Raw genomic sequence first — 23,084 nt, forward strand, 5'->3', positions numbered from 1 at the left:
CCAACCTACACCCGACAAACGGACTCTTTTCGTTTGGCTCGGCGATGGTATGCACGATCTCTGAAGCCGGATTTTGTGCGCCTGGTGCGGGCGATCCAGAGCATCTGGCCGAGCACCCGAATCCTGATCCGGGCCGACAGCCACTATTGCAGTCCGCGGATCATCGACTGGTGTCGCGCTGACGATGTCGACTTCATCCTTGGCGTGGCGCCTACCACGACCCTACGCAAGCATGTCGCGGACCTGGAAGCCCGCTCGCTGGCGCGTTTTGAAGCCTCGGCGAAGACGAACAAGGTCCGCCGGTTCAAGGAATTCCTGGACGGCGCCGCCAGTTGAAGCCGCGTCGAGCACTCATCGCCCGCGTCAAGGTCGGCGCCCAAGGTGCCGACAGCCGCTTCATCGTCCCCAATCTTGCCGGCGGAAAGGCCAAGGGGCTCTACGAGGATCTCTACTGCCGGCGCGGCCGAGAACCACATTAAGTCCTGGAAGACGCATCTCGCCGCCGACCGCACATCCTGCACAAGAGCGACGGCCAATCAGTTCCGGCTTCTCTATTCGGCGTGTTGAGGTCAAGCGCTTTTCGAGCTTTCCGCCTCACCGGCATTGCACGTCATTCGCGGGGCCTTGCTTCTCTTCGTGATCGGCGCTCTGGCCCTGCCCTCCATGGGGATTCAGAAGAATGGGGTGGAACAATCTGTTACCGCGTCCTGATGCCCAGCGCGATCGGTACTTCCGAACTACGAACTCACCTCATCCTCGTCCCGCGAAGGACGGCTTTCCACCGGCAAGTGGAACTGTGTCACCTTCCATCGGGGGCGATGATTATCTCTATCTCCTTGTTCGGCCGATGGGGCGACTATCTCCTTCGTCCTCGTCCCGACCTTTGCTTCGGCGCTTCCCGCCGCGCGCAGTGATCGTCAAGGGTGGGGACCGAAGGACCCATCGCGCAGCGACTTGGCCCTTGACGGGCACGAGCACGGCGGCATGCTGACGCTGGTCGGGACGAGGACAGCCGGCGACTGGCATGATTTCAGTCCTGGTCCAGCGGAACTGCGTGCCGTCGCGCCAGATCCGGTGCATGATCACCGCCAACCGACGGGCGAGCGCGAAAACGGCCTTCTGTTGGCCGCGCCGCTTGGCGACGTTCATCGTCCAGGCCTTCAGCCAGGACCATTTCGTCACCCGCGTCAGCAGGGTCTGCGCGGCCTCGTAGAGCAGCGTTCGCATCATGCGATCGCCGCACAGCGAGATCCGACGATGCGGCGGCTCTCGCCGACTCGTTGAGCACCGGCGTCAAGCCCAAAATCGCCCCGACCACCTTGGAGTTCCGGAAGCGGCCCGGCATGTCGATCGTGGCGGTGTAGGCCAGCGCCACGACCGGGCCGACACCGGGAATCGACATCAGCCGGCGGCAATTCTCGTCACCCGGACGATGGTCAAAACCTTGCGGTGCAGGGCGGCAAAATTCTGGCGCAGCTTGGCGCGTGCCTCGAGCAGCGGTTCGATGATCTCGGCCCAGATCGGGCATGCCGTCGGTGAGCTCGCGGATGCGCTCCGCGAAGCCGGCTGGGCCGACTTTGCCGACCTTGAGCCCGAAATTGCGCAGCAAGCCGCGGATGTCGTTCTCGACGGCAATGGCCTTTTCCTGTAGGAGGTTGCGCGCCGTCAGCAACGCCCGGCGCTTCTGGCTCGTCAGGGTCTTCACATGCACCGGGCGAAACAGATTGACCCGCATCATCTGCGCAATGCCGCGGGCGTCAATGCGATCGGACTTGTTTGGCTGGGCCTTCAGGAAGGCCTTGGTGTGCCGGGTCTCGGATTCCCCAAGGACGGTCAACAGCGCAATGTAGTCGGTATCGATGCCTCTGCCACCCCCACCAAAACCAAGGCGCAGGTGCTAAAGATTGCCCAACATACATCGGAGCTCGTCGATCTCTGAACGGAACCCGTCGAGGATGACGTGGTGTTGCTCGAGGACCACGCATACCCGCGTTATGGCATCCCGTCCGAGGAAACGAAGGAGGCCATCCGAATGTGTGCGCGGCTCGAGGGTATGATTACCGATCCCGTTTATGAGGGCAAATCGATGCAAGGAATGATCGACCTCGTCCAGAAGGGCTTCTTTCCGGTGGTCGAGGGTCCTCTACGCGCATCTCTCGGCGGCGCGCCGGCGACCAACGGTTACAGCATCTCGCACGGCGAGAGACCTCCTGTAGGCGCCGCCGAAGCGAGGTCTTTTCATGTCCACTGTTGTTCGTAAAACCGATTGTTTTAATCCAATGCATCCACAAGACGGATGCACTTATCGATCAGATGGAGATTTCAGAGTCTTCGAATTGGCCGCGCGACGCTGAAATGGCAACAGCCGTTTGCCTTCCTCATTTCCGACGCCCGCTACGAGAAGGTGCGCGAAACCGGCATCGTCATGAGCGAACGGTGCCGATCGCGGTCGGCACCGACTGCGACGGAACGCTCCAGATCCTGGCCGTCGAGACGGCCAATCGCGAGAGCCGCTCGGCCTGGAAGGACTTCCTCGTTGAGTTCGCGGGTTGGCGGATCGCGCCGCACATCTGCCCGTTTGCACGGCCGTCCGGCAACAACAGCTGGTGGAGCGCCGAAAGCCTCCATGGTCGCCACCCAGAACGCCACGGCTCTTCGGACCACCGGATGGGTGAGGCGGACCTGGATGGTGCGGCCGATCAGCCGATGCGGAAGAAAGCCTTGTCGACCTCGACGTGGTAATTGGGATGCGCTTGGCCACCTTCCATTAGACGTTATTCGAACGGTGCCACCGGCAGCGGCCTCAAGGCTGCTCGCACGATCTCCTCGAACAGTTCGAGGCGGCGTTTGCCGACATGGCGGATCGGCCGGCTTTAGCGAGCGGAAGGAACCATGTTGATGGCCCACCGTTCTCAATGGCCGCGAGCGGGTAAGATTTGTTACCGCTTGCAATGACATTTCACAGCCCGCGTCCGTGGCAATCCTTGCTGCCATCAACTTTGTCACCATGACACCCGAACTGTGGCGAGCCAGGGAATGACCCGCCATTGCCTCTATCCGGGAGTCATGCATCTAACCTCTGTCACCAGGCGGGCTGCGGGGTTATCGTGTGGGTTTTCCGAGAAGAGTCATCTACGTTGGAAAGCAGAACGACAACGTTTACCATCTGCGCGACCCGTGCCGCTAGCCGGTCATTGTCGCCAAAACAGAGCTCCGCCGTAGCGGTCGTGTCGTTCTCGTTGATTATGGGTACGGCGCCAACTTTGAGAAGTTGTTGAAGGGTTGAAAGCTGCATTCAGGCGGCGATACTGATCGTCTATATCTTCGCGGTCAATAGTATTTGCCCAACGCCAAAACCATGGCGTTTGAAACTCTGTTCATAGGTACGCATGAGTAGAACCTGACCGATAGCGGCGGCCGTTTGCTTCTCTCAACTCGCAGAGATCTGTCCAGATTGGTTGAAGTGACTTGAGCCGACCGCGACAGCACCAGAGGCGACGATGATCACCTGCTGCCCGCGCGCGAAAAATCGGACGCATCCTCTATTAGCGTCTGAAGCCAAGGACCGCGTATCTCTCCGGTTTCTGCATCGGCCTTCACTATCAGCCGGCGAGCCGAAAGCAATCGGATCGGGCTTAATGGTGCTGCCGTTGAGTGTTGCTGCACTAGAAGTGAAGACACGTCTCTCCAATCTCACCTTTCCTGAGCGTCACGGCTTTGGAGATATAAGGGCGCACGAGGCGCCCTTCATTATTCGTATCGGCTGCCCAGACGAGCGCTTACTTCGTGGTCGGGGCTTCAACAACCGGCATTCGCCTTCCGTTGTCAGAAGCGGTAGGTGACACCTGCGCCTATCAACCAGGGATCGAGAGCGGCCTTCCCCGTCAGCTTCGCGCCGTCCACCGTGACGTCGAAGTCTGGCTTCAGGAAGAGCTTCTTCACGTCGAAGTTGACGCCCCAGTGCTGATCCACCATGTAGTCGAAGCCGACCTGCAGCGCGGTGCCGAACGTATTCTTAATCTTGAGAGCATCGGCGCTGCCGGCATCCTGGTTATAGAAGATCGTGTAGTTCACGCCGGCGCCGACATAAGGCTTGAACGCGCCGAAATCGGTAAAATGATACTGCAATGTGAGCGTGGGTGGCAGCAGCCAAACCTTGCCGATATTGCCCAGCCCGCCGATCGCTCCTTGGCCCTCGATGTTGGCATAGGTGGTGCCGAGTATGAGTTCGGCGGCGATGTTGTCCGTGAAGAAATACGAGATATCGAGTTCCGGAACCACCGTGTCCGAATAGGAAAGACCGGAGCCGGGCACCGTATTAACGTAGCCCGAATCCTCAGTGATGACCCCCAACGCGCGCAGGCGGACCTGCCAAGGGCTTGGCCATTCCGTGACCGCGGCTCCCGCCTGCGGGTCGCTCGCGCCTTGCGCAAGGTCGGCCGCGACGGCCTGCTGTCCCGCCAGTATCAGGACGATGGCCGCTGTTGCTCCCCGCGCCACGCCCGTTTGCTTTCTCGCCATGATATCTCTCCTTGCTCTTCAGAAATGATCGATTGCACTATGAAAAACCCTGTTGGAATTGCTTGAGATTAACGGAGCAACTGCGTGACTGTGCACACATATTTGCACCGTGCTCGTGATCAGCAATCTGTACTCCCTATTGAAATGTTGCTCGTGTTGGCACCGGTCACCTATCGACCGATATCGGTTTGCCAGCCGATCGAACTGCGAAGGAAATTGTACCCAGCGCAATGAACGCGGTCCGCTCCAGGTTGTCCTTGCCGTAGCCGTGCCCGCCCGCGCGGCCGGATAGCCGAGAGCTTCGCGGCCATCTTACGCGCGTGGCCCGGATGGACGCGGTCGTCCCGCTCCGTGGTGGCGAGCGGGATAGGCGGATAGGGCTGTCCCGGCGCCGCGGCGTGATAGGCGGAGTTTTCCTTCAGGAAAGTCCAATCGTCCGGCTTGTCAGGATCGCCATATTCGTCAATCCAGCTCGCACCCGCCAAAAGCTTGGTGTAGCGATGCATGTCGGTAAGTGGGATTGTGCTAAACAGTGCGCCGAAATGATTGGCGATTAGGAGGCCGCCATTTGAGGCGCCCTCGGCGGCAATCCGCCTCGGCCGCGTAATGCCCCTTCGCACCAGGTCGGTGGCAACAGCGGCGAAATCGTCATGGGCCAGGCGTTTGCCCTGTCTGCGCCCGGCGTCGTGCCAACGGCTGCCGAACTCGCCGCCGCCCCGGATGTTGGCGACCACGCACGTGCCGCCGCGTTCTAACGACAGCTTGCCGATCGAGGAGTTGTAGTAGGGCAGGACCGATACGCCGAACCCACCGTGGGCGGTGAAATAAACCGGGGCATCTCCGTTCCCGCTCGCCGGGCCGACCTGCGTATAGGGGATCATCTCCCCATCGGTCGAGACTGCCTCGTGGCGCGTGACCACCAGTCCGGATGCGTCGAAATGCTCCGGGCTGCGCCTCAGGATCACTGGGGCGCTGAGAGGTGGCGCGGCATTGAGGTCGATCAGAAAAAGCTGCGGCGGCGTGATCGGGTCTTGAGCCGAAACGAGGACCTCTCCATTGGTCTGGTGACGTTCCGCATCGAATGAGCAGAGGTGAACAGTCCCTTCGGCGGGCACGGTGTCCAGGGCTCGGCGCGTCCATTCCTGGCGGCTGGAGGTGAACATCTCGAAATGCGGAACGAGGTTGACGAGGTAGGAAATGATGAGCTTCCCGTCATTCCAGAAGAATGACTGCAAGGAGCGCCTGTCGCCTGATTCAAAGAGGGCGGCAAGACTGGGCTCGCCGGCGATGAACGAGGAAAGCGAGATGCCGATCAGCGCGTCGGCGGCATGGGTCGCCCCTCCCACCGTCCACGGCTTGCGCGGCCTTACCCCCAGCCAGTCGCCGAATCCATTCCAGCGGGCGTCCCATGGGAGGTCCATCTGTATCTTCGGCCCGCTCCTGTCGCCGATATGACCTATCATTTCGAAGAAGGCCGGCGTCTCGATGAACCAAAGGCGGTCGCTCCCGGCAGTACGGTCCAAATGACCAGATACGCCGGGGGATTCGGAATCGGCCTCGAAGATTACCGCTGAGGTGAGCGGATCCGCGCCACGCTTCCACAGCCGCACGGTGCGCGCGTAGCCGGAGCGCGTGGCCATGCCATCACCAAACGCACTAGAAAGCAGAAGCGGGTCAGGGTCGAGCCAATTAACCCCGCCCTTGGCATCCGCGAGGGTGAAACCGTCGGCGACGAAGCTAAGAGGCTTCAGATCGAATTCGCGATGCACGACCGCATCGCTTCCGCCGCGCGACAGGCGCAGAACGGCTCTTTCGCGTCTCTCCGGCTCGATCGACACGCCCCAGATCCAGTCCTCTCCGTCGCTAACGGCGACGGCGTCCAGATCGAGCAGTGCCTCCCATTGGGGATCCGCCTTCATGTAGGCGGCAAGGGTGCTCCGGCGCCACAGTCCGCGCCGGTTGCGGGCATCTTGCCAGAAATTGTAGAGGTAATGACCCTTGCGCTTGATCTGGGGAGTTTTGTCCGGACGGTCGAAAATCGCTGTGAGGGCGGCGCGGTCGCGCTCGAATTGCGTTCCACCAAAGTGCCCCAGTGTCCTGGCCGACTGGCTGGCGGTCCAGTCGAGTGCCCGTTCGCCTTCTATATCTCCAAGCCAAAGATAGGCATCATCGTCGGGAGCATTCAGAGTTGGACGGAAATCGAACGCGATCATGTCAGTACAACCTGAAGAATGACCGCGCAAAGGCTTCCTTCCGCTCGGGAAAGCTCAGTGTTTGCGGCGGCGACCGCATGCTCGGCGAGCGTGATCATGGGATGAGGTCTTCTCAGTTGGTGCGGCGCGGCAGTGCGTTTGCGCATAGGACTTGCATGTGTCGTGCCAACCAGGAAAACGTTTTCAGAACAATACGATCACTTTGATAGCGCTGTGTCTTATGTCCGACATCGTCGTAGTTCCGACAATGACTGCGACGGTAGGCGCCTGATCGATCTAGTGTAAGCGCGGAGCCAATCCCATCTGGCGCGGCATCAGATGATGGGTGAGAGATGATGACACTGAAGGAGCGAGGAGCTTGCGGCGTCAATTTCTATGTCTGCGCCTATGTCTGATGATAGAAGTTTCCATGTTCTTGAGGCGGTTCCGAACCGGAGGCAAGCCAGCAGCGTCTGCGGCGCTGGTCGGCGCAAGCGAAGGCACGGCTCTGATCGAGGCGACGCTGAAGCGGGGCGCCTATGTGTCGGCGATCGCGCGAGAGGCTGGAGTGGTGACCTCGCACCTGTTCGGCTGGCGGCGCAAGGCGATCAAGAGCGGTGCGGTGACGCCGCAGCGGGATGCGGATCGAATTGGCTTTGTCGAGGTCACCCAAGCGGCGTCTTCAACGGTGGAGATCTGTTGGGGCGATGTGGTCATTCGGGCTGGCGCCGATGTCGGCCAGGATCATTTGGCCAGGATTATTCGCGCGGTCCGCCAGGCATGATTCCGGCCGGGCGTGAAGGTGTTGGTCGCCAGCCATCCGGTCGATTTTAGAAAAGGTCCCGACGGCCTTCTGGCACTGGTGCGCGATGCCAGCTCGGACCTTTTCAACTGCGCGCTTTACGTCTACCGCGCCAAAAGAGCTGACAGGGTAAAGATCGTTTGGTGGGACGGGTCTGGGGTTTGCCTTTGCCCTCGTCATTGAGGGCAACGAATGATCCCGGCGACCGTGCGTTCGGCACTGTTGCCGTTGGTGCGCCAACTGAGCGGACTTGATGCCGAGATCAGGCAGAGCGATCAGGCTATTCTGGCCCTTGCCAAGACTGATGAAATGGCACGCCGTCTGATGACCGTTCGCGGCATCGGCCCCATTACTGCTTCCGCGCTTGCGGCGAGCATCCAGGATATCTCCACCTTCTCAGGTTCGCGCGAATTCGCCGCCTTCTTAGGGCTCACGCCACGGCAAAACTCCTCCGGCGGAAAGGAACGGCTGGGACGCGTCTCCACGATGGGTAACCGACATTTGCGCAAGCTGCTCGTAGTCGGCGCTCATGCCGTTCTGTTCCATCGCAAGCGTTCCGGCGATGCGTTGGGAAACCGGGCGGATCGCCTGATGGAGACCAAGCCCTTCAAGCTTGTCGCCGTGACGACCGCCAACAAGCTCGCCCGTATCGTCTTCGCACTTATGCGCGACGCAACATACTATGCCGGCACACCGGCGTAACAACAGCATCGGCAAAGGCCGCTAACCGGAATCGAGGGTGACAATGACGTGATGGGAACAGACGAGGACAGATCCTGAAAGCCTGCAGCATAGTCGGAGCTTCGAGCTCGCTCTCTTGATCAGGCCAAAGGATCAGCGGATACCATCAGGGCCAGAAGTCACAAGACCCCAGCAACAGGCCGGAGACATGACCGCACCCGCGACCATCCCATCGCTGAAAACAAACCCTTGATCAGCGGGCGCCGTCCAGACATGACTATTTTGTATTGCACGACGGACTGCCTCTGTCGTCGTGGCGCTGCCGTGTAGAACCTGGCCCATAGTGCCTCCTTCCATTCGGAAGAAAATAAATCATCAAAGCTCGGGACCAACACCTAGAGTGCCATTCAGCTTTTTTTATTTCATTGTAGACACTCCAGCTGAAATGACGCCCTTGACCCTGCCGCTCTGAGCGCAGCACCCGTGGCAGACGGCGCTTCCATCGTTCACTTCGCGGCAAAGGCCGATGGCGCCCCAGAAAGTGATGAGGGCAGCGCAACCAAAAACGTTTGCATCGCGGCTTCGGTCCTCGGCCCTTGACTAGTTGGCGGCGATGTACAGGGATTTCCCGAGAGCCTACGTCGACCGTGCAAAGGCCTGCAACTGCTGAGTGAGAGGAGGGACGCTTGGACGAACACGATCCGAAGGAAGAGCTGATCGAGACGATTTTTCGCAACGGCACAATCACCGTCGTCGGCATTCTGCTTGCCTTTTCGCTCGGCTTCGTCACGCATTGGGCGGCGAACCCCATGCCATGGCGGCTCTACGACCTGTTCGCCGTTGTGCCGATCCTGGTCGGCATCACGTTGCAGTTGCGGGCGCTGTCCCTGCTACTCGACATGAGTTCGTTGCGCCGACCCATCTACGAACGCGCCAACCGCATCTTCATGGCCGGCCTTATCCTGACCGCGTGCGGCGTCGGGCTGGCCATCCTGCTCGATGTCTTCGCAATGTCGATGAAGGGCACGCTGCCCGGCGCTTGACGGCCTGTCCCTGCGCTTTGGAGCTGCCGCAATCGGCCGACGCGACGCGTCAGATCCGACGGTTCCTAGTGCTTTCCCCCAAGCAGCGTCAGCCTTCTTCCCGAAGAACGCTTTCTCTAGATGCATTAGCGGATGTTTAGAGCGTGGGCCTGCCGGAAATTACGTCTCGGTGGCATAACCCGCATAGCTTTTAGGGTGTTGCCAGGAAGACCGATTCGGAGCGCGATCTCCTGGCGATTACACCTCAGGGGCGCCATCGGCGTTTCGAAGCCGGACATGAACTTCGCAATGCGAAGTGCCGCCTGAAGCGTATCGAGGAATGCATCGCTGAAATACCGGAGAAATGTGGCCGTTAGCGCAAGCTTCGCCGCTCTCAATTTTTGCCACGCGGTCGGCTGGTCGGCGGGGAACAGATGCCGATCGTGCGGGTACTCTGTCCGGCAGAGACGCAAGGTTCTGCACTGTCTGTTCATGAAGACTTCGTGCAGGTCTCCACAAGAGAAGTATTCTGGTGCAGAAGGTGCCCGATTAGCTATCGGAATAAGGCGACATCGATTGCAAATCGGGCGCCGCAGTGAGGCGTCCCCCCCCAATGTCGGATTTCCGACAGGATCGTAAATCCGCCAACCCTTTGTTTAATAAAATTTCCTTCTCTGGCACGGCCCATGCATGGGACTCTGCGAACGCATCAGCGAGACGTCGTCCATGATCATGCGCACCGAAAATGCCGTCGCCGCAGTGAAACCTCGCTCTCGCCTGCCATCAAGCCGCCGAAAGGCCGGCGCGTCATGGTCGAGGCAGGCGATTGCGCCGGCTTCAAACACCTTAGTGGGCCTGGAAAGCTCCTCGCGTGACGGCGAGGGGGGCATCCAGACGGGCGGAAAGGACAAACGTCGTTGCCCCACGTCGCCGGCATGACCCGTCGATTGTTACCGCGCTGGGATGCGCGGGTCTACATGCGAAGACCCGAACGCGCAGGACAAATTCTCGCAAGCCCGGTCGGGACTGGGGCTCGAAGTTCGTGAGCGGAGGCTAATGGCTATGGCCGATATTCGCCAAGCCGTCTAGTGGGAAGACGCTATAGGAGGAAGCAGGTGGATTTATCTTGCGTTGGGATCGGTGCTGGCCCGTCCAATTTGAGCCTTGCGTGTCAGATACACGAGCAAGTTGGGAAAGGGGCAGTGTTCCTGGATCGGCAGGTCGACTTCCGCTGGCATCCAGGCATCGCATTCGATTCCTCGGAGCTCCAGGTCAGCCACTTCAAGGACCTGGTCACTCTAGTGAATCCGCGATCAGCCTACACTTTCGTAAACTTCCTGCACGAGAACGGGCGTCTGTATCACTTCCTGAACGCACAGTTCGAAGCCGTGCTCAGAGTGGAGTTCGAACAATACCTGAACTGGATCTTCCACAGGAACCCACTTGTGCGTGGCGGCGAGACAGTGCGCGAAATCTGCTTTGACGGCGAGTTTCAGGTGCGGACGGATAAGGCGGTTCTCGGCGCCAGAAACGTTGTGGTCGGCATTGGCAAGCAGGCGCAGATTCCGCCTCAATTTCAGGGCTGGATTGGGCGCAACCTGTTCCACGCATCGGTTTTACTGCACATCCACCCTGAGGTCCGGAGAAAGCATGTCTGCGTGGTCGGCGGAGGCCAGTCGGGAGCCGAGGTGATGTTGCACCTTGTCGGCCTGCCGAACGAACGGCGGCCTGCCTCGATCACTTGGGTCTCGCAGCGCGAAAACTATCTGCCTCTGGACAACAGCCCGTTCACAAACGAGTTGTTCATGCCCTGCTTTTCGGATCGCTTCGCGGCGATGAGCGAGTCGCAGCGTAAGCTGCTCCTGCGACGTTTCGTGCTTGCTTCGGACGGCATTTCAGAAAGCACGTTGCGCGCGATCTATCAGGCGCTGTACCGCCACGCATTTTTCGAGCCAAACCGATGCGACATCACACTGCGGCCGGGCTGCACCGTCTCGCACTGCATTAACGCCGGACCGGGTCACAGGCTGACCCTGCAGCATGGCATGGACGATGTCGAAGAAGTCACGGCTGACATCGTCATCCTGGCTACCGGCTACGAGAACGCCGTCCCAAGCTTGTTGCAACCGATCATGAGCCGCTTGGAGCAGATCGACAATGAATTAGCTATTCGCGAGGATTTTTCGGTGAGCTGGGACGGACCGTGTGACAGACGCATCTTCGTACAAAATGCGAGCCTCGGGCAGCGCGGCCTGGCCGATCCGAACCTAAGCTTGCTGGCCTGGCGCGCGCGCCGCATCCTCGATAGCCTTCTTGGGCGCGCGCCATGCGCGAACCTCGAGCATCCTGGCTTCGTTACCCATACCTCGATCGAGAGCTGGCCCGACCCCGCAGCCGAAGAAATGGGCAGCGGGATATGACTCGTCCACTTTTGATCATCAGCGGTCCAGCATACTGGCAACGATGTCCGCCTCCGCTGCGGCGAAGGCCGGAGTCTTCTCCGATATGATCGTGACCGACCAAGCCCTTCGACCAAGCGGCGCATCGCATCACTCTGGGGGCGTGCATTTCCCCTACGGTTTCCAACACCGTACCAGGTCGCTCACTCGAAAGAGCGCCGTGGTCTTGGCGGCCATGGCTGGGTCGGCAGTTAGCGGATGGCGCGGGCCTTTAGCAATGCGTGTCGTGGTTGGACCGGGTGAAGCGATTGATACGGCCCAATTTACACAACCCCTGGATCCGGCTGAGCCTGACATAGGCTATCTCGCGCCGAGCTTCTGCGGACAATATCCGCCGGAGCGGAACGCACTTAGCATCGCCGTCCCACATCACGTGAGTTCCGTCTCCGTGGACCCGCAACTTGATCCGCGCCCGACCGACCCAACTGGGATGTCTGACCAAACTAGTTTTTCCAACAGGAGGCTTTTCGCATGTTGACTGATGCACAAAGAGAAAAGTGGCAGAAGGACGGATACGTCAGGCTCGAACGGTTCTTCACTCCAGCAGATCAGGAAAATATCTCTACTTTTATCGAAGATATGTCACGCTGGGATGTCAGTGATGATAAATGGCTCATGTGGTTCGAGAAGACGACGGATGATCGAAAGATCACCTCCAAGATCGAGAATTTTCTCGACTTCCATGATCCATTGCGCCGTTTGCTCTTAGAAGATCAGCGCATAAAGTCAGCGGTCGAGGATTTGCTTGGCGAAGCTTCGCGCAGGCTCAAGGAGTTGCTGATTTTCCACTATCCAGACAGCGGCGGCTATCTCCCGCATCAGGACATTTATCACATTCCACACAAACTCCCCGACCGAATGGTCCATGCGGTGGTTGCCATAGGCGTCGACGACTCCGACCCGGAAAACGGCGGGCTTTTTTTCAGCCCCGGCAACCACGAAAAGGGGGTGTTTCCTATGGATGCCGGTGGGGTGATCTATCCTCAAGTTGCCGAAAAGTTCTCCTGGGAACCCGTAGTATGGAAGGCTGGCGACATCTTCATCTTCGACGATTACGCACCGCACTACTCACGACCGAACAAAAGCAATCGTTCTCGGCGGACACTCTACTTGGTGTTCCAGCGTGCCTCAACCGGCGGGCCGACCCGCGCTCAATATAACGTGCTTAAGCGCGCCCTTAACCCGCCCGAGGGCAAAGTGGCCGATCTCGACAATCTCAAGCCGCCAAATGGCATCTTCTATCGCGATTGAGCTCACGCAGGCCAGGCGGAGGCATGCACACGACTGATCGACCGCTCAAAAATGCGCGGACCGTATGGCCGTCTGATTTGCGGGCTCGCGGAGCATCGACCGCAGCCCGTTACGACGCTTTGGCACGTGGATTGCGGAGGTGGTCGCAGGCGGTCTTCTGTGCGCCTACAGCCCGACCAGTGCCCCCCTTGCTCGCCCGCTTGCCGGCCCAGAGCTGCACTATCCTGGCACCGTCAACGGGTCGGGCTACCGTTTCTCTCCACGAATTGCACGGGAGGCTGTTGCGTTGGCAGCCGAAATCCCACTGCTTCAACAGGTTAGGTTCGTTGTCATGCGCAAGTACTCGTTTTGTCGAACGGAGCTGTCGCGGGCGTTCGGTATCGACATGGCCACGCTTGGAACGGGCAGCGCTCGCACGGGATTTTCATTGGGAAAGGTTGGACCCGGCGTCACATCCGAGCCCCATCGGCACGACGAAATCGAAGCCTTCGTGGTCCTGTCTGGCGCGGGCAGGGTCACGACCGACCGTGGGGAAATTTCGGTCGAGGCGGGTGACGTCGTTGTGTTCCACCCTTTTGAAGCGCATGTGCTGCGCAACCATGGGGACGAAGACCTAAATTTCGTCGATGTCTACTGGCGAGACGACGACGCCGCTCATCATGTCGCTGCAAAGCTCACGGCTCCCCGCGGGCCGACTTTCGTCTTCTCCACGCCGCCGACGCCCAATGGCGATCTGCATCTGGGGCATCTTTCCGGCCCCTATTTTGGCGCCGACGTCTACACGCGCTTCCTGCGCATGAAAGGGGTCGAAGCCTATCATCTGACTGGGAGCGATGATTTTCAAAGCTACGTCGCCGCGCGCGCTGATGCCGATCAATCGACGCCGGCAAACGTGGCGCGCTACTATGCCGACGAGATTCGCGCCACGCTTGCACTTTTCGATTGTGCGGTCCACAGCTTCCAACTCACGACGGGCGATGACGATTACGGGGAGTTTCAAGCCGCCTGTTTCCGCAGTCTTCTGAGCAGCACGGCGATAGATCTACGCCAGAGCCCTGCGCTTTTCGATGCCGTGACAGGCCGTTATCTTTACGAACCGGATGTAAGCGGCCTCTGCCCCGATTGCGGCGGGTCCGCGGGTGGCAACATCTGCGAGGACTGCGGCGCCCCAAACCTTTGCCACGACCTGCGTGCAGCCCAATCACGGCAGTCTGCCGAGGCGCCGCTGGTCGGCTCCGTCCGCCGTCCGGAACTTGCCATGGACCAATGCTACGACAATATCGACCGGCATCTAAGGGCGTCGGGCGTCCCGCTACGGATCTTGGATCTCTTCGCGCGCCTACGCCAACGCGGCGACTTTTCAGTGCCCGTTACCCACCCCTCGGACTGGGGCCTGCCGGCCGAGGGGTTCCCGGGGCAGGTGATCTGGGTGTGGCCGGAGATGGCATTCGGTTTTCTGTACAACATCCAGGCGCTCGGCCGCTCGATGGGTCGCGACTGGAAGGCGGAGATGCCCGGCAACGACTGGCAGATTGTCCACTTCTTCGGCTTCGACAATTCGTTCTACCACGCGCTACTCTACCCGGCTCTTTACGCCGAGGTCTTCTCCCACTGGACGCCACGCATTCGCTATCACGTCAACGAGTTCTACCTGCTCAACGGCAAGAAGTTCTCAACCAGCTGCCGCCATGCGGTCTGGGGCAAGGAGGTTCTGAGCCCAAAGACAGTCGACGTCGTGCGCCTTCATTTGGGCCTGACACGCCCGGAAGGTGAGCGGACGGATTTCACGCTGGACGCGCTGCGCCGCACCGAGAAAGAGGTGTTCCATAGCATCTGGCTGAACTGGCTTGAGGCGTTGAACCAGGAAATCAAGCAGGATTTTGCCTGCCGTGTACCCGATGCAGGCGACTGGAGCCCGGTCGACCGCGCCTTCTTTGCTCGCATAGAGATCCATCGCGCTGCGATGGAGCGCGCCTATTCGGACGAAGGCTTCTCGGTTCGGCGCGCGGCCACTCAGGTCTGCGAATTCGTGCGCGATTGCGTTATCTACCGCGGGGCGCGAGACTTTGCGGCGGCGCGACGTTTCTATCCTGCCCGCAATCGGACTTCGCTAGCCCTTCAGACGACGGCCGCTGCGATCCTGGCACCGACACTCGCTCCGCTGATGCCCCGCTTCGCCAAAACGCTGGCGCGAGGCATCGATGGCGCCTCAACCGAAACATGGCCCCGGTCCGTCCAGCGCCTTGCGCCCGGGACGCGCTTTGATCTCGGACCCGTGTTGGTGTTCTACGCCAAATCCGGCAATCCTCATCTCGACGACGAGGAAACACTATGAGCCCAAAGGTGCACCAGTGAGCTGTCCCCATCTCGACCAGATCTGCGCGGCAATCAAAGCCGACGATGCCAAATATCTTGACTCGTTGTCACTGGCGAGGGAAGCCGCTCTGAACGGTAGAGCCTAGATGTTTGATCCCAGATTTTGATGGGGCATCCTTGTCCTCCGAATCAAGGGATGCGCTATGGGCCAGGTTCTTCATGGGAGCGCCACGACGACAGAGGCGGTCCGTCGAGCGATACAGCAAGTCAAGAGAGCCTGAGGGCGCTGGCGAAGCGCTACGGGATCAACCAAAAGACTGTTGCCAAATGGCGGGAACGGACCTCGGTGGCAGATTTGCCGACCGGTCCGAGAGAGCCTAGAGCGACAGTGCTCTTGCCCGAGGAGGAGGCCGTCATAGTCGCCTTCCGGCGCTACACTCTGTTGCCACTCGATGACTGCCTCTATGCCTTACAACCGACGATCCCACACCTGACGCGCTCATCACTGCATCGCTGCCTGCAGCGCCACGGCATCAGCCGCCTGCCGGACGTAGAAGGCGACAAGCCGGCGAAGAAGAAGTTCAAGAGCTATCCGATCGGCTACTTCCACATCGACGTCGCCGAGGTGCGCACAGAACAGGGCAAGCTGCACATGTTCGTCGCTATCGACCGCACCTCGAAATTCGCCTTCGTCGAACTGCATGAGAAGGCCACCACCGCCATATCGAGAGACTTCCTACTGCGCCTGATCGCGGCCGTGCCCTACAAGATCCACACTGTCCTCACCGACAACGGTATCCAGTTCACGACGCCCGGCGCCGGCGGTTCGGCCGTGCCATTGATCAAGGAGGCCATCGCAAACGGCGAACGCTTCTGGGCCCATGCCTTCGAATACGCTTGCGCCACGAACGACATCGAGCACCGAACGACCAAGGCAAGGCATCCGTGGACCAACGGCCAGGTCGAGAGGATGAACCGGACTATCAAGGATGCAACCGTCAGGCGTTTCTATTACGAGAGCCACGACCAACTCCGCCAGCACCTTGCCGACTTCATCTCGGCCTACAACTTCGGTCGCAGGCTCAAGACCCTCAAAGGCCTTACGCCCTACGAGTTCATCTGCAAGGCGTGGGCGTCACAACCGGAACGCTTCAAACTCGATCCGCTCCAGCAAATGCCGGGACTAAACATCTATTCTAGATTAGCTGACCTGACCCAACGCGTCGTCAAACAACCCTGGCCCGCCTTCAAGGACCGCTCGGCTGATCGCTTCCCAGCCCTTGCTGTTCGTGCCGAAAATGCGTGTGGGCTCGACTGGGCTGACCAACCTCTTCGGCATCGGGATTTCCGTCCTCCAGCCGGTCAATGCTGTCATTCGGTTCGACCCGCTTGGTCAACCTGGCGCGCCTTGGACCGTGCGCCGATCACCAGTGTGGATGCGAATGCCGCGTGATGGTACCTTCGATTCTGTGCGAGCGTGTACCGGCGCGGCAGTCAGCCGAAGAACAGCTGAGCTACTGATAGAATGGAGCAGGTCCAAATTCTGCCCCTGAAGCCGGATATTGCTCAATCAGCGTTGACGATGGCTTGGTGCACAAGCTTCCGACCAGACCGCGCAACGAACCCGTCGCCTGAGGATAGTCGGCGAGGGCCGCCAAATCGCAAGCGTATCCTCCGTCGCATGCGCGCCGTCTTCGCCGAAAATGCAGACGCTTGTCTCGTCGAGAGATACATCCAGCTATTTTAGGGGGCTCCTCAGGATTGGGTGTTTGCTCGGGTGCGGACCGCCCCTCAGTTCCCAATCGAGGAGCGATTCTACAATTCACATGTTTGGACATCGCTCGCTAGGTGCCCCGTCTGTGAACCTGCAAGCCGATGCTTCAGATACCGCCCATGCAGAGATATTTCATTTCGAGGTAGTCCTCGAGGCCATGGCGGGATCCCTCCCGCCCGATGCCGGACTGTTTTATCCCACCGAACGGCGCCGCTTCCGAAGACATCCGGCCGGTATTTACCCCGACCATTCCATATTCCAAGGCCTCGGCGACACGCCAGACACGCTTCAGGTTCGTGGCATAAAAATAGGCCGCGAGGCCGTAGATCGTTTCATTGGCATCGCGGACGACCTGATCCGCATCTTTGAAGCGAATAATCGGTGCGAGCGGCCCGAATGTCTCTTCTCGCGCGACGGTCATCTCGCTGGTGACACCGGTCAGGACCGTTGGTTGGAAAAACGTGCCATTCGTGCCGAGGCGTTTGCCCCCGCATCGGATTGCGCCGCCTTTAGTTACGGCATCGGCAATATGGGATTCAATCTTGGCCAAAGCCTGCTTGTCGATGAGGGGTCCGATGTCCACTCCGGGCGCGAAACCGTCACCAACTTGAAGTTGGCGAGCCCGTTCCACGAATTTCTCGACGAACTCGTCGTGAACGCCCGACTGGACGTAAAGGCGGTTCGCTGAAACGCAGGTCTGGCCGGCATTGCGGTACTTCGCCTGGATCGCACCGTCAACCGCGGCATCGATATCGGCATCATCGAAAACGATGAAGGGTGCATTGCCGCCGAGCTCTAGGCTGACTTTTTTGATCTGGTCCGAGCACTGGCGCATAAGTAAGCGCCCGATCTCAGTAGAGCCGGTGAAGCTGATCTTGCGGACCTTGGGATTTGTGCAAAGTTCGCGGCCGACCGCGTGACCTTCGGACGCATAGATCAGGTTGACGACGCCTTCGGGGAAGCCTGCCTGATGGGCGAGGGCGAACATTGCTCCAGCCACGAGCGGCGTCTGTTCAGCGGGCTTGAGGACAATCGTGCAGCCCGCCGCCAAGGCTGGCGAGATTTTGCGCGCCACCATCGAGGCCGGGAAATTCCATGGGGTTATCGTGCCGACCACCCCGATGGGCTGCTTGATCACCAGCATTCGGCGGTCCGTCGATGGTGCGGAGATCGTCTCGCCATAGACGCGATTTGCCTCCTCGGCGTACCATTGCAGATACGCCGCAGCATGCGATATCTCCGATTTGGCCTCGGCAAGCGGCTTGCCCATCTCCGCGGTGAGAATTGCAGCGAGATCGTCGGTGTGGTCGATGATCAACTCATGCCATCGCCATAGAACATCGCTGCGCTCACGTGCGGTAAACCCTGCCCATCCAGGCTGCGCGACATAGGCCTTCTCGATTCCAGCGCATGTCTCTTCGACTCCCATGTCAGGTAGTTCTGCCAGCACTTCGCCGGTCGACGGGTTGAGGACCTCGAATGTCCGCTCTCTAATCCGCGTGCCAAGTGCCGGCAGGCGATCGATGGGTCCAAACAGGTCAGGGGATCTCAGGTGACGGATCATCGGCGGGCACAGGGGCAATCGGTTTCCTCCTCAACGCCAGGCGTATATAGCAGGTTCGGTGTGTAGTCCGGACTTCCAAGCTCCTCATAGGACCTCGGCCAGACAGCTAGCAGACCACGGTTGCCAACTGGAAAGGGAGAATACCTGAATTCGCTAGAAGATGAGTCGCGGTTCTACTAGCCGGGCTCGACCGGCGGTTGCGCGCGGGCAGGTCCGGCCCGCGCACAACCCTGCCATAGGTCTTCGCGGCCAGCGCCTGGTTCTACGTGCCGGCCACCGCGTCGTTCGGTCGGCAATATTTGTTGTAGATCGTGAATGCGTCGGTGCCGTTCAGCTTTTCCATCTCTCGCATCCAGCCGTTTGACCGGAAATGCGGTAGGGCTGATTTGGCCGCAATGTCGTGTTGACCTCCTCGTCCAGCAGACCCTGTGGGTTCGTCTCTCTGCGCCAACGGCGCTCCTCCAGGATCACATTTCGCTCGGTCTTGATAACATCCTCGTTGAGGATGAGGTTGAACATGCGATCGGCCTCGAAGCCCATCATCTCGCCCAAAACGAGTCAGAGGCGGTGAGGGCGTTATTGTAGCCGCCACTCACTTGGACGGCTCGGTGAACTCGCTGTTGGCGCGGTTGGTGGTCGCTTTGAAGATCAGACGCTCGAGGAAATGGGCAAGTCCGGGTTTGCCGGGTGCTCGTCGGCGCTGCCGACCTTGTACCAGACCATATGAGTCACGATTGGCGCGCGGTGATCGGGGATGTCGACGCATGCCATTGCCGAGCAGGAAATCCGCGATCTTGCCGCCGTCGGTGGCGGCCAGAGCCGGAGCTGTCGTCACCAGGGCTAGGGCGGTGGCAGTGAACGCCTTGCGCAGCTAGGGGGGCGATCGATGGCTGCGTTTGGCAAGGCAAAGGGTTCGAGGCAAAAGTGATTTGTTCCTCTTTTTAATGAACGCGCTGCGTCTTCGCCTCCCCGTGGGAGGATCGGCGGGCAGCGCCGAGTCAGATGAATCATGGGCCCAGGGCTCACTCGAGCCTCACCTTCGGATGGACCCAGGAGACCTGCGGCGGTGTTCTTGGGGAGGTGGCCATTGGAGGGATTTTCCTTGGTCCGCGACGTCTTGCGGACGACCAGGCATGCACGGTGCCAGATCAGAAAACCATTGGAGGCTGTTGACAAATCGGGCTCTGCCATGTTGCGCATCCGACATTGTGGGCGATTGAACAGGGCTGAAGGCGACGCGAGCACGACTGAGAATATCTTCTTCCTTCGGAAGACGATTAGGCGCGCTGCCGGGGAGGGGTACTGGACGCGCTTCGAAGGCCGCTGCACCGACGGTCAGAATTGAAATGTTGTCGCTCCAGCGGACCGATGTCTCGACAGTCAGACCGAGCGGTGCTGAGGGGTAGAGACGTGAGCAGCGTAGCTAAGTGGGCGCGGAGCCAGCTCGCGCGCGAAGACGGACCTGAAAAAAACGGCGGGTGTCGACATTCGCGAGGCGCTGGAAAACGAGGTCGTAGGACTGGGCGGGAAAAACGATGCCGTTGCTCTCTTCTGGCGTGATGGCCTGCCGCGAGGCCGTTGAACGTGATGAGTTGCTGCGGGAAGGGGAGTGTTTTCGCGGGACCTTGGTCACGTAAGAAACAAACGTCGAGCTCGCCTTGGATGGAGGCATGCAGCACATTTGCCGCTGCAGGACAGCAGCACGGAAGCTGTCCGCGCTTGCCGTCGTCCCTGGGCACCAAACAGCAGAATTTAGCGGTCGCGATTGATTTCATGTGCGTAAAATACCGCCTGGTGCGCTCGGCTGCAAATGCATGCCTGGCGGAGTGGTCGCTTAGGTCAAGAGCATCGCGTGAGTAACAGCCTGACCTTGCTCAATCTGATGCGCGCTAACCGCCTCGCCGGATTGTGGAACTGCTCGCGGGTGGCTTCTACCACAAACAGCAAGGTCATGAAATCAAGCAGGAAGTCGTCAATCGCTTGGGCGATTGTTTCTGACTTGCCCTTGAACTGGTCCAGCAAAACGCGCGCGCTATCGATCGCTTCCACGCTGGTCGCATCGATCAACCCCTCGACCCTCTTGAAACAATCCAACACGAAACTCCTTAAGGCGCTCCCAAGGTGTTATGCACGAAGGCAGCTCCGTGAACTACCCGGCCTTTGACCTGGCGGCACGAGCAGCGGTCGGCCTTACGTCCCGCGCCTCCAAACCCGAGCCATCGACGTGGCGCTGAGGAGCGTTGGAAGAAATTGTGCGCTTCCGGCCACGCTCAAGCGGTAGTGTAGGACAGTGCTTGCTGGCGGCTACGCCCACAAAGGAGTGCGCCAGCTGATCGGGGCTTAACAATTTTTCGCTTTTTGCTGCGCCCAACTCTCGGCTATGACTCGGACAGGCCTAATGGCCTGCCCACGTTGCATTGTAAAAGAAGGAACAAGTATATGCCGACTGGAACGGTAAAGTGGTTCAACAGCACCAAGGGGTTTGGATTTATCCAGCCCGACAATGGCGGTCCGGATGTTTTCGTCCACATTTCCGCTGTCGAACGCGCGGGCCTCTCGACCCTCGTTGACGGCCAGAAGATCAACTATGAGATCGAGCAGGATCGCCGCACGGGCAAGTCCTCCGCTGGCAGCCTCAGCAAAGCTGGTTAAAATTTTCTCCTGCGTCCTGGCAAGAGTAAGCACATAAGTCCTCACGGCCGCTCGATGGGACCGAGCAAAAACTGAGGGCAGCAGATTGCTGCAGGGTCGCGAATTCCTCATGAAACAAGGTTGTTTGAAAGGAAGGCGGGGTTGGCCCCGCCTTTTTATATGACGCGCAGATTAAGCCGATGGCTGCAACGCTCCAGAACGAATCTCGATTGCCGAAATCAAGCCGCGACCTTCTTGCGGGTTCGCTTCGTCGGCGCAGGCTCCGGCGCTTCCGGCGCCTTCGGTTTGCGGCCGAGCCCCATCGTCTTGGCCAATGTCGAGCGCGCCGCGGCGTAGTTCGGCGCGACCATGGGATAATCCGCCGGCAGGCCCCATTTGGCCCGATATCCATCCGGCGTCAGCCCATAGTGGGTCGACAGATGGCGCTTTAGCGATTTGAATTTCTTCCCGTCCTCAAGGGAGATGATGTAGTCCGGTGTCACCGATTTCCTGATCGGGACTGCAGGCGTAAGGGCAACCGGCTCTTGCGCAGAGACACCTCCGGCCGTCGCTGTCAGAGCCGCATGCACTTGGCCGATGAGGGCAGGGAGATCCCCCACCGGGATCGGATTGTTGGAGACATAGGCCGACACGACATCGGCGGCAAGCTCAATGAGGGTGTCGACGTTTTTTCCGGCTTCTTCTGTCATGAAACTCTCCAGGCGGTGAAACATAGTCAGCGAAGCGTCGCTTCATAGGGCCGGTTGCCGCTGAAAGCAACAATGTCTCGACAGCGTTATTGCCAATGCTCGTCCAGAAGCGACATCGATGCGCCATATTTCCCGTCGTGACCGCTGAGCCACTCGTTGTTGGCGACCCTGCCGTGGTGCGTGGCGCGTCCCGGCTGTAACTTTGCGCCGAAGTTGCTAGTAGTCGAGGCTAAGCGCGCTATTTGTGTCCCCCTTTACTTCTTTGCACTGTGAAATCGAGGGATCGTGATCGCTTGCTGGTGGGCGTCAGGACGATGGACGTTCATTGGCAATGGCCAAATGTAAGTTCATCGCCCGGTGAGCCGCTCTTCCAAGGGGCTGGGAACCGCCGCTGGTAACCAAGGACATCAATGTATTTCGAGGCGTTTCTTTGCCGGTCCTCGAGAGACGGCAATCGCTGCGGACGACACCTGTTCCACGATTAACAGCGCGGCGACACGGGCAGCTTCTCGAATCTGGAGCGGCTTCTCGCAAGCTGGCGCCGTGCCGAGAGGCCGGGCAAGGACAGTGCGTCGCCTGCTTCAATCATACGCGTCAACCTGCCAGACGACGCTGTCCCATACGGAATCCCGCGACCGGCCGTCTGATCTCGCCGGTAGTGGCCCCGGCCCTCTGCACGAAGCCTCGGGATGTGCTGACGATCAACCAGGCCACAAAGGTCGACGTCCTGAAGCAGGGGTCACATGAGTTTGCCACTATGCGCAGGCTTGCCATGCGCTTCCGCGGCATTTTGCGGGGCCTGTGAATTGGGCAAGCTCGACACTTCGATCGACGTGGCGTCAACTCCGGGTTCGTCGCCATCCCGCGTTTCGGTAGGGTCCTACGCCGTGACGTTGACGCCGTTCGCGATGCCATTGAACTATCGAGCAACGGCAGGCGAAAGGGCTGCAACCGCCTGAAGACGATTAAACGTACGATGTAGGCAGAGCGGGCTGCGAACTCCTTTGGGCACGCATGCTGCCACTCAGCCGGCCCGATCACCGCACAAAGCGAGGAAGAACCTGGTCAAGTGCAAAGCGACAATTGCCTCGACAGCGGGTCCCGGAAGGTTTATGCTGCCCAATGTTACCGCAATCCTGAATGGCCATTGAGTACCTTCAC

Annotated in this window: 15 protein-coding genes and 8 pseudogenes; 13 read left to right on the forward strand and 10 right to left on the reverse strand. The window is 59.7% G+C overall.

From position 1 onward, the window contains the following. Positions 1–84 precede the first annotated feature (84 nt). Positions 85–567, forward strand: a pseudogene (locus NLY36_RS21385) (transposase). A gap of 459 nt (positions 568–1,026) precedes the next feature. Here the strand turns inward: NLY36_RS21385 and NLY36_RS21390 are convergent. Beyond that, positions 1,027–1,816 (reverse strand): annotated as a pseudogene (locus NLY36_RS21390) (IS110 family RNA-guided transposase); the annotation flags it as partial. Here NLY36_RS21390 and NLY36_RS21395 point away from each other — a divergent pair. Next, a pseudogene (locus NLY36_RS21395) lies at positions 1,814–2,260 on the forward strand (PALP domain-containing protein); the annotation flags it as partial. The pseudogenes NLY36_RS21390 and NLY36_RS21395 sit on opposite strands and share 3 nt — an antisense overlap. Before the next feature lie 99 nt (positions 2,261–2,359). Beyond that, positions 2,360–2,550, forward strand: a pseudogene (locus NLY36_RS21400) (transposase); the annotation flags it as partial. A gap of 108 nt (positions 2,551–2,658) precedes the next feature. On the opposite strand, the pseudogene NLY36_RS21405 reads toward NLY36_RS21400, so the two are convergent. From NLY36_RS21405 to NLY36_RS21420, 4 genes and pseudogenes are all read right to left on the reverse strand, one after another. Beyond that, positions 2,659–2,873, reverse strand: a pseudogene (locus tag NLY36_RS21405) (IS21 family transposase); the annotation flags it as partial. A 209-nt stretch (positions 2,874–3,082) separates the two neighbouring features. After that, positions 3,083–3,295, reverse strand: coding sequence for an amino acid kinase family protein (locus NLY36_RS21410; RefSeq protein ID WP_023736363.1), 213 nt, complete (start codon positions 3,293–3,295; stop codon positions 3,083–3,085). Positions 3,296–3,825: 530 nt separating this feature from the next. Beyond that, positions 3,826–4,521, reverse strand: coding sequence for an OmpW/AlkL family protein (locus tag NLY36_RS21415; protein ID WP_023736364.1), 696 nt, complete (start codon positions 4,519–4,521; stop codon positions 3,826–3,828). Positions 4,522–4,691: 170 nt separating this feature from the next. After that, positions 4,692–6,734 (reverse strand): annotated as a pseudogene (locus NLY36_RS21420) (prolyl oligopeptidase family serine peptidase). Between the two features lie 409 nt (positions 6,735–7,143). Here NLY36_RS21420 and NLY36_RS21425 point away from each other — a divergent pair. The 8 genes and pseudogenes from NLY36_RS21425 to NLY36_RS21455 all read left to right on the forward strand — a co-directional run. Continuing rightward, positions 7,144–7,497: a transposase gene (locus NLY36_RS21425; protein ID WP_198020854.1), complete on the forward strand. Its 354-nt coding sequence runs from the start codon at positions 7,144–7,146 to the stop codon at positions 7,495–7,497. 18 nt (positions 7,498–7,515) lie between these two features. Next, complete coding sequence (gene tnpB / locus NLY36_RS31635; RefSeq protein WP_353620214.1) at positions 7,516–7,698, forward strand: IS66 family insertion sequence element accessory protein TnpB; 183 nt, start codon at positions 7,516–7,518, stop codon at positions 7,696–7,698. Between the two features lie 9 nt (positions 7,699–7,707). Beyond that, positions 7,708–8,217: an IS110 family RNA-guided transposase gene (locus tag NLY36_RS21430; RefSeq protein WP_245260282.1), complete on the forward strand. Its 510-nt coding sequence runs from the start codon at positions 7,708–7,710 to the stop codon at positions 8,215–8,217. 665 nt (positions 8,218–8,882) lie between these two features. Beyond that, complete coding sequence (locus NLY36_RS21435) at positions 8,883–9,239, forward strand: hypothetical protein (RefSeq protein ID WP_023736366.1); 357 nt, start codon at positions 8,883–8,885, stop codon at positions 9,237–9,239. Positions 9,240–10,333: 1,094 nt separating this feature from the next. Next, positions 10,334–11,638, forward strand: coding sequence for a lysine N(6)-hydroxylase/L-ornithine N(5)-oxygenase family protein (locus NLY36_RS21440; protein WP_023736369.1), 1,305 nt, complete (start codon positions 10,334–10,336; stop codon positions 11,636–11,638). 510 nt (positions 11,639–12,148) lie between these two features. After that, a complete protein-coding gene (locus NLY36_RS21445) occupies positions 12,149–12,928 on the forward strand; it encodes a phytanoyl-CoA dioxygenase family protein (protein WP_023736370.1) in 780 nt (259 codons plus the stop codon). A 331-nt stretch (positions 12,929–13,259) separates the two neighbouring features. Then, positions 13,260–15,263: a class I tRNA ligase family protein gene (locus NLY36_RS21450; protein ID WP_023736371.1), complete on the forward strand. Its 2,004-nt coding sequence runs from the start codon at positions 13,260–13,262 to the stop codon at positions 15,261–15,263. A 184-nt stretch (positions 15,264–15,447) separates the two neighbouring features. Further along, positions 15,448–16,433: pseudogene (locus NLY36_RS21455) on the forward strand (IS481 family transposase); the annotation flags it as partial. 691 nt (positions 16,434–17,124) lie between these two features. Here the strand turns inward: NLY36_RS21455 and NLY36_RS21460 are convergent. The 4 genes from NLY36_RS21460 to NLY36_RS21470 form a co-directional block, all read right to left on the reverse strand. Continuing rightward, a complete protein-coding gene (locus NLY36_RS21460) occupies positions 17,125–18,582 on the reverse strand; it encodes an NAD-dependent succinate-semialdehyde dehydrogenase (RefSeq protein WP_198020876.1) in 1,458 nt (485 codons plus the stop codon). Between the two features lie 330 nt (positions 18,583–18,912). After that, a complete protein-coding gene (locus tag NLY36_RS31800) occupies positions 18,913–19,122 on the reverse strand; it encodes a hypothetical protein (protein WP_502882019.1) in 210 nt (69 codons plus the stop codon). A 52-nt stretch (positions 19,123–19,174) separates the two neighbouring features. Continuing rightward, positions 19,175–19,417 carry an insulinase family protein gene (locus tag NLY36_RS31805; RefSeq protein ID WP_023737115.1) on the reverse strand — a complete coding sequence of 81 codons (243 nt, stop codon included), beginning with the start codon at positions 19,415–19,417 and terminating at the stop codon, positions 19,175–19,177. Positions 19,418–20,421: 1,004 nt separating this feature from the next. Beyond that, a complete protein-coding gene (locus tag NLY36_RS21470) occupies positions 20,422–20,676 on the reverse strand; it encodes a hypothetical protein (protein WP_023671853.1) in 255 nt (84 codons plus the stop codon). A 345-nt stretch (positions 20,677–21,021) separates the two neighbouring features. Here NLY36_RS21470 and NLY36_RS21475 point away from each other — a divergent pair, with 345 nt between their 5' ends. Next, on the forward strand, positions 21,022–21,234 hold the full coding sequence (locus NLY36_RS21475) for a cold-shock protein (RefSeq protein ID WP_023737112.1): 213 nt from the start codon (positions 21,022–21,024) through the stop codon (positions 21,232–21,234). Between the two features lie 218 nt (positions 21,235–21,452). Here the strand turns inward: NLY36_RS21475 and NLY36_RS21480 are convergent, their stop codons facing one another. Beyond that, positions 21,453–21,923 carry a Ros/MucR family transcriptional regulator gene (locus tag NLY36_RS21480; RefSeq protein WP_023737111.1) on the reverse strand — a complete coding sequence of 157 codons (471 nt, stop codon included), beginning with the start codon at positions 21,921–21,923 and terminating at the stop codon, positions 21,453–21,455. Positions 21,924–22,321: 398 nt separating this feature from the next. Between NLY36_RS21480 and NLY36_RS21485 the strand changes: the two are divergent. Then, positions 22,322–22,946: pseudogene (locus tag NLY36_RS21485) on the forward strand (ISL3 family transposase); the annotation flags it as partial. Between the last annotated feature and the right edge of the window lie 138 nt (positions 22,947–23,084).

The sequence above is a fragment of the Mesorhizobium sp. C399B genome (genome assembly GCF_030323185.1).
Lineage (GTDB): Bacteria > Pseudomonadota > Alphaproteobacteria > Rhizobiales > Rhizobiaceae > Mesorhizobium.

Bases quoted from the DNA above. Each gene is read 5' to 3' on its own strand.
- NLY36_RS21410 (WP_023736363.1), bottom strand. From the start codon at position 3,295: ATGCAGCTTTCAACCCTTCAACAACTTCTCAAAGTTGGCGCCGTACCC.
- NLY36_RS21415 (WP_023736364.1), bottom strand. From the start codon at position 4,521: ATGGCGAGAAAGCAAACGGGCGTGGCGCGGGGAGCAACAGCGGCCATC.
- NLY36_RS21425 (WP_198020854.1), top strand. From the start codon at position 7,144: ATGTTCTTGAGGCGGTTCCGAACCGGAGGCAAGCCAGCAGCGTCTGCG.
- NLY36_RS21430 (WP_245260282.1), top strand. From the start codon at position 7,708: ATGATCCCGGCGACCGTGCGTTCGGCACTGTTGCCGTTGGTGCGCCAA.
- NLY36_RS21445 (WP_023736370.1), top strand. From the start codon at position 12,149: ATGTTGACTGATGCACAAAGAGAAAAGTGGCAGAAGGACGGATACGTC.
- NLY36_RS21450 (WP_023736371.1), top strand. From the start codon at position 13,260: ATGCGCAAGTACTCGTTTTGTCGAACGGAGCTGTCGCGGGCGTTCGGT.
- NLY36_RS21460 (WP_198020876.1), bottom strand. From the start codon at position 18,582: ATGATCCGTCACCTGAGATCCCCTGACCTGTTTGGACCCATCGATCGC.
- NLY36_RS31800 (WP_502882019.1), bottom strand. From the start codon at position 19,122: ATGGGCTTCGAGGCCGATCGCATGTTCAACCTCATCCTCAACGAGGAT.
- NLY36_RS21475 (WP_023737112.1), top strand. From the start codon at position 21,022: ATGCCGACTGGAACGGTAAAGTGGTTCAACAGCACCAAGGGGTTTGGA.
- NLY36_RS21480 (WP_023737111.1), bottom strand. From the start codon at position 21,923: ATGACAGAAGAAGCCGGAAAAAACGTCGACACCCTCATTGAGCTTGCC.